This window comes from Moorena sp. SIO3H5 (assembly GCF_010692395.1).
In the GTDB taxonomy this organism is placed as follows: Bacteria; Cyanobacteriota; Cyanobacteriia; order Cyanobacteriales; family Coleofasciculaceae; genus Moorena.
The window spans coordinates 1-6,253 of the sequence record NZ_JAAHHS010000432.1 but is presented as its reverse complement, the minus strand read 5'-3'; the positions used below and the strand labels follow the sequence as shown (position 1 = coordinate 6,253).

Annotated in this window: 5 protein-coding genes and 1 pseudogene; 3 read left to right on the top strand and 3 right to left on the bottom strand. The window is 43.8% G+C overall.

The window, feature by feature from the left end; genetic code table 11:
* Position 1 precedes the first annotated feature (1 nt).
* Both F6K52_RS30455 and F6K52_RS30450 read left to right on the top strand, forming a co-directional pair.
* Positions 2 to 1,822 (top strand): phospholipid carrier-dependent glycosyltransferase, encoded by a 1,821-nt coding sequence (locus F6K52_RS30455; protein ID WP_364420477.1) that lies wholly within the window; start codon positions 2 to 4, stop codon positions 1,820 to 1,822.
* Positions 1,823 to 2,044: 222 nt separating this feature from the next.
* On the top strand, positions 2,045 to 3,253 hold the full coding sequence (locus tag F6K52_RS30450; protein WP_293087677.1) for a glutathione S-transferase family protein: 1,209 nt from the start codon (positions 2,045 to 2,047) through the stop codon (positions 3,251 to 3,253).
* Between the two features lie 87 nt (positions 3,254 to 3,340).
* On the opposite strand, the gene F6K52_RS30445 is transcribed toward F6K52_RS30450, so the two are convergent.
* Positions 3,341 to 3,541 (bottom strand): hypothetical protein, encoded by a 201-nt coding sequence (locus F6K52_RS30445; protein WP_293087674.1) that lies wholly within the window; start codon positions 3,539 to 3,541, stop codon positions 3,341 to 3,343.
* 36 nt (positions 3,542 to 3,577) lie between these two features.
* Between F6K52_RS30445 and ppk2 the strand changes: the two genes are divergently transcribed.
* Positions 3,578 to 4,561: a polyphosphate kinase 2 gene (gene ppk2 / locus F6K52_RS30440; protein ID WP_293087671.1), complete on the top strand. Its 984-nt coding sequence runs from the start codon at positions 3,578 to 3,580 to the stop codon at positions 4,559 to 4,561.
* Between the two features lie 14 nt (positions 4,562 to 4,575).
* Here ppk2 and F6K52_RS30435 read toward each other — a convergent pair whose 3' ends face one another.
* A complete protein-coding gene (locus tag F6K52_RS30435; RefSeq protein WP_293087668.1) occupies positions 4,576 to 5,049 on the bottom strand; it encodes a hypothetical protein in 474 nt (157 codons plus the stop codon).
* Positions 5,050 to 5,374: 325 nt separating this feature from the next.
* Positions 5,375 to 6,253: pseudogene (locus F6K52_RS30430) on the bottom strand (ammonium transporter); the annotation flags it as partial.

Below are 6,253 nucleotides of genomic sequence, written 5' to 3'. Positions count from 1 at the left end.
ATTGAGGTTACTATTGTTGAAAACTTTCCTGAGAAGTCTCTGGTTCCACCCCCTGTTGCTATTATTTTGGATTATTATTGGCAGTGTTTTACGCTTCACTAACCTCACCCTGAAGTCTCCCTGGACTGATGAATTTGCCACAATAGTGTTCAGCTTGGGCAATAGTTATCAAACCTTACCCCTAGACCAAGCCATTTCCCTCTCTACCCTGTTACAACCACTGGAATTTAATCCAGAATCGGGAGCATCAGCAGTTATTCATCATTTATTTACTGAGGATCACCACCCTCCCCTATATTTTGTCCTTGCGAACTGGTGGATGAGGCTATTTTCCTTTGGTGTACAGGCGTTTGATGGAACATCCTTACAGGATAGCGACTTAGTAATTTGGGGAATGCGATCGCTTCCCGCCCTGTTCGGTATAGTATCAATTCCACTAATCTATGGACTGAGCTGGGTAGGGTTTCGTTCCCGGTTAGTCGCTCAACTAGCAGCAGCAATTATGGCTGTGTCTCCCTACGGTGTTTTTCTAGCCCAGGAAGCCCGTCATTACACCTTAGCCATTCTGTGGGTGATGGCATCCCTGTGCTGCTTAATTATTGCTGTACAACATCTCCAACGCCAGACTGTTCTACCGATTTGGATATCCCTGTCTTGGGTAGTGGTTAATTGTTTAGGTATAGCAACCCACTATTTTTTTCTCCTGACCCTCTGTGCTGAGGCCATGGTTTTGTTAGGACTTTGGGGATTAGCCAAAATTTCTCCTTCTCGACCCTGTCCCATTCGGCGCATTGGTGCAGTTGCGGCAGGTAGTGCCATGGGAGGATTAGTTTGGTTACCGGTGTGGCTATCGAGTTACGATGCTCAGATGACTGAATGGATTATAAGTAGCAATGATGGGAGTTGGGCTTGGACTAAGCCAATTTTTCAAGCTCTCGCTGCTTGGATTACCATGTTATCTCTATTGCCCGTAGAGTCATCTTCCCTGATAGTGGTCATTGCTTCGGGTTTGGTGATGTTGGTGTTTCTAATCTGGTTGCTCCCGATTATCTATCGCTATCTAAAAATACAACTAAATCACCCTCAGACTGCTTTGGTCACAGGGGTTTTAGCGAGTTTCTTGATTAGTGCGATCGCATTATTTTTTGGTATTACTTACTGCCTTGGTACCGACCTCACCCGTGGTGCTCGGTATAGTTTCGTCTACTTCCCTGCTGTGATTGTATTAGTAGCAGCCGCCCTAGCCGTCAGTAACCGTCACCGTTCAACAGTCAATCCCACTGACAAGAGTAGCCCTAGGAGACCAACAACTATAGCGCTAGTTTGGCTAATGGGGTTGTTGAGTAGTATTACCGTAGTCAGCAATCTAGGCTATCAAAAATACTATCGTCCAGATTTATTGGTACCGATAATTGAACAACAGTCATCAGTACCGATACTAATTGCTACTACTCACAACACCTTGGTACAGACTGGTGAAATGATGGGACTGGCTTGGGAATTCCAACAGAAGGCTGATCAAAAACTATCCTCCCTCAATCCCCAATTTCTATTGGCACATCAAGACCAAATTCAGTGCCAGCAGACCAATTGTCCAGCTGCTATCACTCTTAAAGAAACTGTCATTGATTTGTCAAGTACCCTAGATTTATGGTTGGTGAATTTTAACGCAACAGTTGAAGAGTTACCTAATTGTTCTGCTGAGAATTCTGTGAATAATTTAATATCCGTGGATGGTTACCAAGCTCAGGTTTATCACTGTCTTGGTTCTAAGCATTCAGCTGTCAGCTATCAGCCGTCAGCTGTTAGCCGTCAGCCGTGAGCTTTTAGCTCACGCTGTCTTGATGCAGTCGCTCATGAGGGAAACCCCCAAGACCGCGCTGCATCGCTACTTGAGGTGCCGTCAGCTTATTTTATTCAATAGCTGATAGCTGAATGCTGATAGCTGAATGCTGATAGCTTATAACTGATAACTGATAGCTGATAGCTTACACAAAATATGGGATAGTATCTTTTATATCAAACTTTAATTAAAGCCACCCCCATGAGCATCGCCCCCCTAACCTGGCAAGAACTAGAAGCTCTAACGGATTTTGAAATAGATACTGTTAATGGAGCTACTAACGCTCAATCTTGTTTGCGCCTATTTGGTTTTACTGAATCTGATATTCGGGTTAAACTATACCGCGATAACCACGCTTGGTGCCCTTACTGCCAGAAAATTTGGCTATGGTTGGAAGAAAAAAAAATTCCTTATCGTATCAAAAAAATTACCATGTTTTGTTATGGTAAGAAAGAACGTTGGTACAAGCAGAAAGTGCCATCGGGGATGCTACCAGCCCTAGAGCTAGATGGTAACTTAATCACCGAAAGTGATGACATTTTAATCGGATTAGAACGGGTTTTTAAACCCTTAGAGCAAAGCATGAAAGACCCCGCTGTCATAAATCTGCGGCAGTTGGAGAGACTTCTGTTTAGAGCTTGGTGTAGTTGGCTGTGTTATCCTACACGTTCATCAAAAGAAGAACAACATAACCAAGACCAATTTATTAAAGTGGTGGAGATGGTGGAAAATGCCCTCAGTCGCACTCCGGGTCCTTATTTTCTGGATCAGTTCGGTACTGTTGATGTAATTTTCATGCCTTATGTCGAACGCATGAATGCCAGTCTTTATTACTACAAAGGCTATTCTATCAGGGAAGAAAATCCCCGATTGGCAGCTTGGTTTGAAGCCATGGAAACCCGACCTACCTATCGTGGCACACAAAGCGACTTCCACACCCATGTCCATGATTTGCCTCCCCAGATGGGAGGCTGCTGGCCAAACGATAAACCCCAGACGTTAGTCAATCAGGCACGGGTGGACAATGGTCCTTGGGAAGGGCTACCGGATGTAACTTACCCAGAACCGGAAACTTCCCGTACTGAAGCTCTCCAACGAGTGCTTAAACACCGCACCAATATCATTCGAGTTAACCCCGCCGACGAGACCTTGTTTGATCCAGCCCTGCGTTGTGCCTTGACACACATGATTACCGGGGAAACCTGTATGCCACCGTTGGGTTCAGATCCTGCTCTTAGATATTTGCGCGACAGAATTAGTGTTCCTCGGGATATGTCTATCTATGCTGCTAAGAGGCTCAGAGAGTCTCTGGAAAAAACTGCCTCTTTAGTAGGAAATGGTCAAGGTTCTGCTATTCCCATCCGTCACCGACGTGACCAAGATCCAGCTAACTTTGCCAAGGCGGTCTAGAGTTGCGATTAGCCCGAAGGGCGTTGGCTAGCGAACGCACTAACTTTACAGCGGTTTGCACTTCAATTAGGTACAAATTCTGGGTTTTTAGGGACCAGGGAGCAGGGAGCAGGGAAGAGGAAAGAAGGAGAAAATCCTGTGTACTTGATAGTTATGCAAACCGCCGTATATTGGTAAAAAAGGCAGCAGATTAATCGTAGGGTGGGCAGTGCCTAGCAACCCGTTCGCGTAGCGTGCGCGTAGCGCAATGGCTAGCTTGGTGAATCTGCCTGATCCACTGCCCACCATACATCAAGCTCAATACAAATACAGGGTTTTATAACAATGAAAACTAAATCTATTAATGGGGATAAGTCCCAACGCGCCAGCAAAAAGAATCATCTACTAGCAGCAGATATCAAAAAGAAAGATAAGAAAAAAATAGATAAGAAAAAACTAAATAAGAAAAAACTCAAGAAACAAAAGAAGGCCAATCTAGCAAATTCAGAACGAAAAGTATTCTACCACATTTCTGAGGCAGAAGGCAGCTCTAAACTTCCTAGGAAAATTTATGAAAAGGAGCTTGCCCGTCTGCAATTGGAACTGGTGAAAATGCAATACTGGACTAAGCATACTGGTACCCGCATTGTGATTGTGTTTGAAGGACGTGATGCAGCGGGTAAGGGAGGCACTATTAAACGGATTACCGAAGCCCTAAATCCACGTGGCTGCCGAATTGTGGCATTGGGTACACCCAGTGATCGGGAAAAGACCCAATGGTATTTCCAGCGCTATGTAGCTCATTTGCCCGCAGCCGGTGAAATTGTCTGTTTTGACCGCAGTTGGTACAATCGCGCTGGGGTGGAGCATGTGATGGGTTTTTGTACCGATGCACAGTATCAGGAATTCATGCAAACCTGCCCAGAATTTGAGCGGATGTTGGTCAGATCTGGCATAATTTTGCTGAAGTATTGGTTTTCAGTTAGCGATGAAGAACAAGAGCGACGCTTCCAATCTCGCACCACCGATCCCGCTCGTCGCTGGAAGCTCAGCCCGATGGATCTAGAATCTCGCGATCGCTGGGTGGAATATTCCCAAGCAAAAGACAACATGTTGGCTCACACCAATATTCCCGAAGCGCCATGGTTCTCGGTGGAAGCTGATGACAAAAAGCGTGCTCGCCTTAATTGCATCAGTCATATTCTGAGCAAGATTCCCTACGTTGATATGACACCGGAACCTCTAAAATTACCACCACGCAAGAAGGCTCCCAATAACTATGTGCGCCCACCTATTAATGAGCAATTCTTTGTGCCCCAGTTGTATTGACATTTGGGAACGTCCTAAAATTCAGGACTTAGGGGTTTATTTCTGTATATTATGTCATGATCCTTTGGCTGCTCAAATAACTGATAACCATTCCGATAATTTACTCTAGGGTCAAGTAAAGACTGAATCTTTTGTGATGTTTCTTCAATAGCATGTAGAATCCTGCCAACGATATCAGTTTGCTTAGCTTTAACTAGCAACAAACACTGATTAGGGTAAAAAACAACAATCAGCAAAGTATCTCTAGATTCCATCAATATTTTTTCGTTGTTTACCAGACTAGGTAAGCGGTTAATAGATTTGTTAAACTCGATTATTTGCTCGGCTAGTTTGAGAATTTCAACTTTATTTAAGCTACCTATTAACTGAGTAATTGGTAACTGTTTATAGAGGATAACTGCACCTATAATATCATCATGATCAGCTACTAAATCCCTAACAAGGCTATCGTAATCTTGTTGTTTGTTTGACATATTGATTATGGTCATGGGATTAATTTTGATTAAACTACTCTAACAAAGGGAACAGGGAATAGGGAATAGGGAATAGGGAATAGGGAATAGGGAATAGGGAATAGGGATCAAAATTATTTTAATTGCTACACGGATTGCTATCTTGATAGTTTTGATCGCTATCCAATAAAACTATGATCACACTATTTCTAAACTAATTTGATTTATGATTCTAATCCTTCGGCTTAGTTTGTCTGTATCAAATTAAACTTATTTGCTGGAAAATACTGTTATTGATTACCTTCATAACCGGTTGAATCCTATAATTTAATGGGTTTACTTGTACCTACAGAACAGTGTGTTAATTATGTCTTTGCCGATTCCTCATGGCTAATTGCTTGACATCTGCCTTAAACAAAAAGCCACTGTAGGCAGTCATACGGTGTTCGTGGAAATCTAGACCTTCAATTTCTGCTTTTTCTGTAACTCTCAGACTTGAGGAAAGTATGCGTTTAACTAATAACCAAGCCAGCCAGCTCAAGACAACCGTTGACAGATTTACAACAACAATGCCAAGTAGTTGAATAGAAAGCTGCCCGATACTATCTATCCCGCCACCACAGAATAGTCCGGCTACTGGACCGTTACCAATACTATATAAAGCACCAGGTCCTTCACTGAAAAGAGCTAAAGCCAGTGTTCCCCAGATTCCACCGACAAGATGGACAGAAATAGCACCTACTGGATCATCAATTTTCATCCTGTCCCAGAAGTCCACTGAAAAGACCACTATTATTCCTGCAATCAGACCTATGGTGAGAGCACTACCAATGGTAACGAATCGACAGGATGCAGTAATAGCTACCAAACCCGACAGTACTCCGTTAATAATCATAGTGGGGTCAGGCTTACTGTCAGGATCCCTTGGGTCAAACCAGGTAGTTAGAGCTGCAGCAATAGCCCCTGCACAAGCTGCTGTATTGGTCGTGAGCACAATATGGCTAATGGCGTTGGGATCTAAATTCGTAGTTCCCGGATTAAAAATGGTTGAGCCGGGATTAAAACCAAACCAGCCCAGCCATAAAATCAAGCAACCCAGAATCGCCAGGCTGAGATTGTGTCCGGGCAGCCCATAGGAGACGCCATCTATATATTTGCCCTTGCGTGGTCCGAGAAGGTAAGCACCTACTAAGGCACAGCAACCGCCTACGGAGTGAACTACCGTTGAACCAAGGGATCC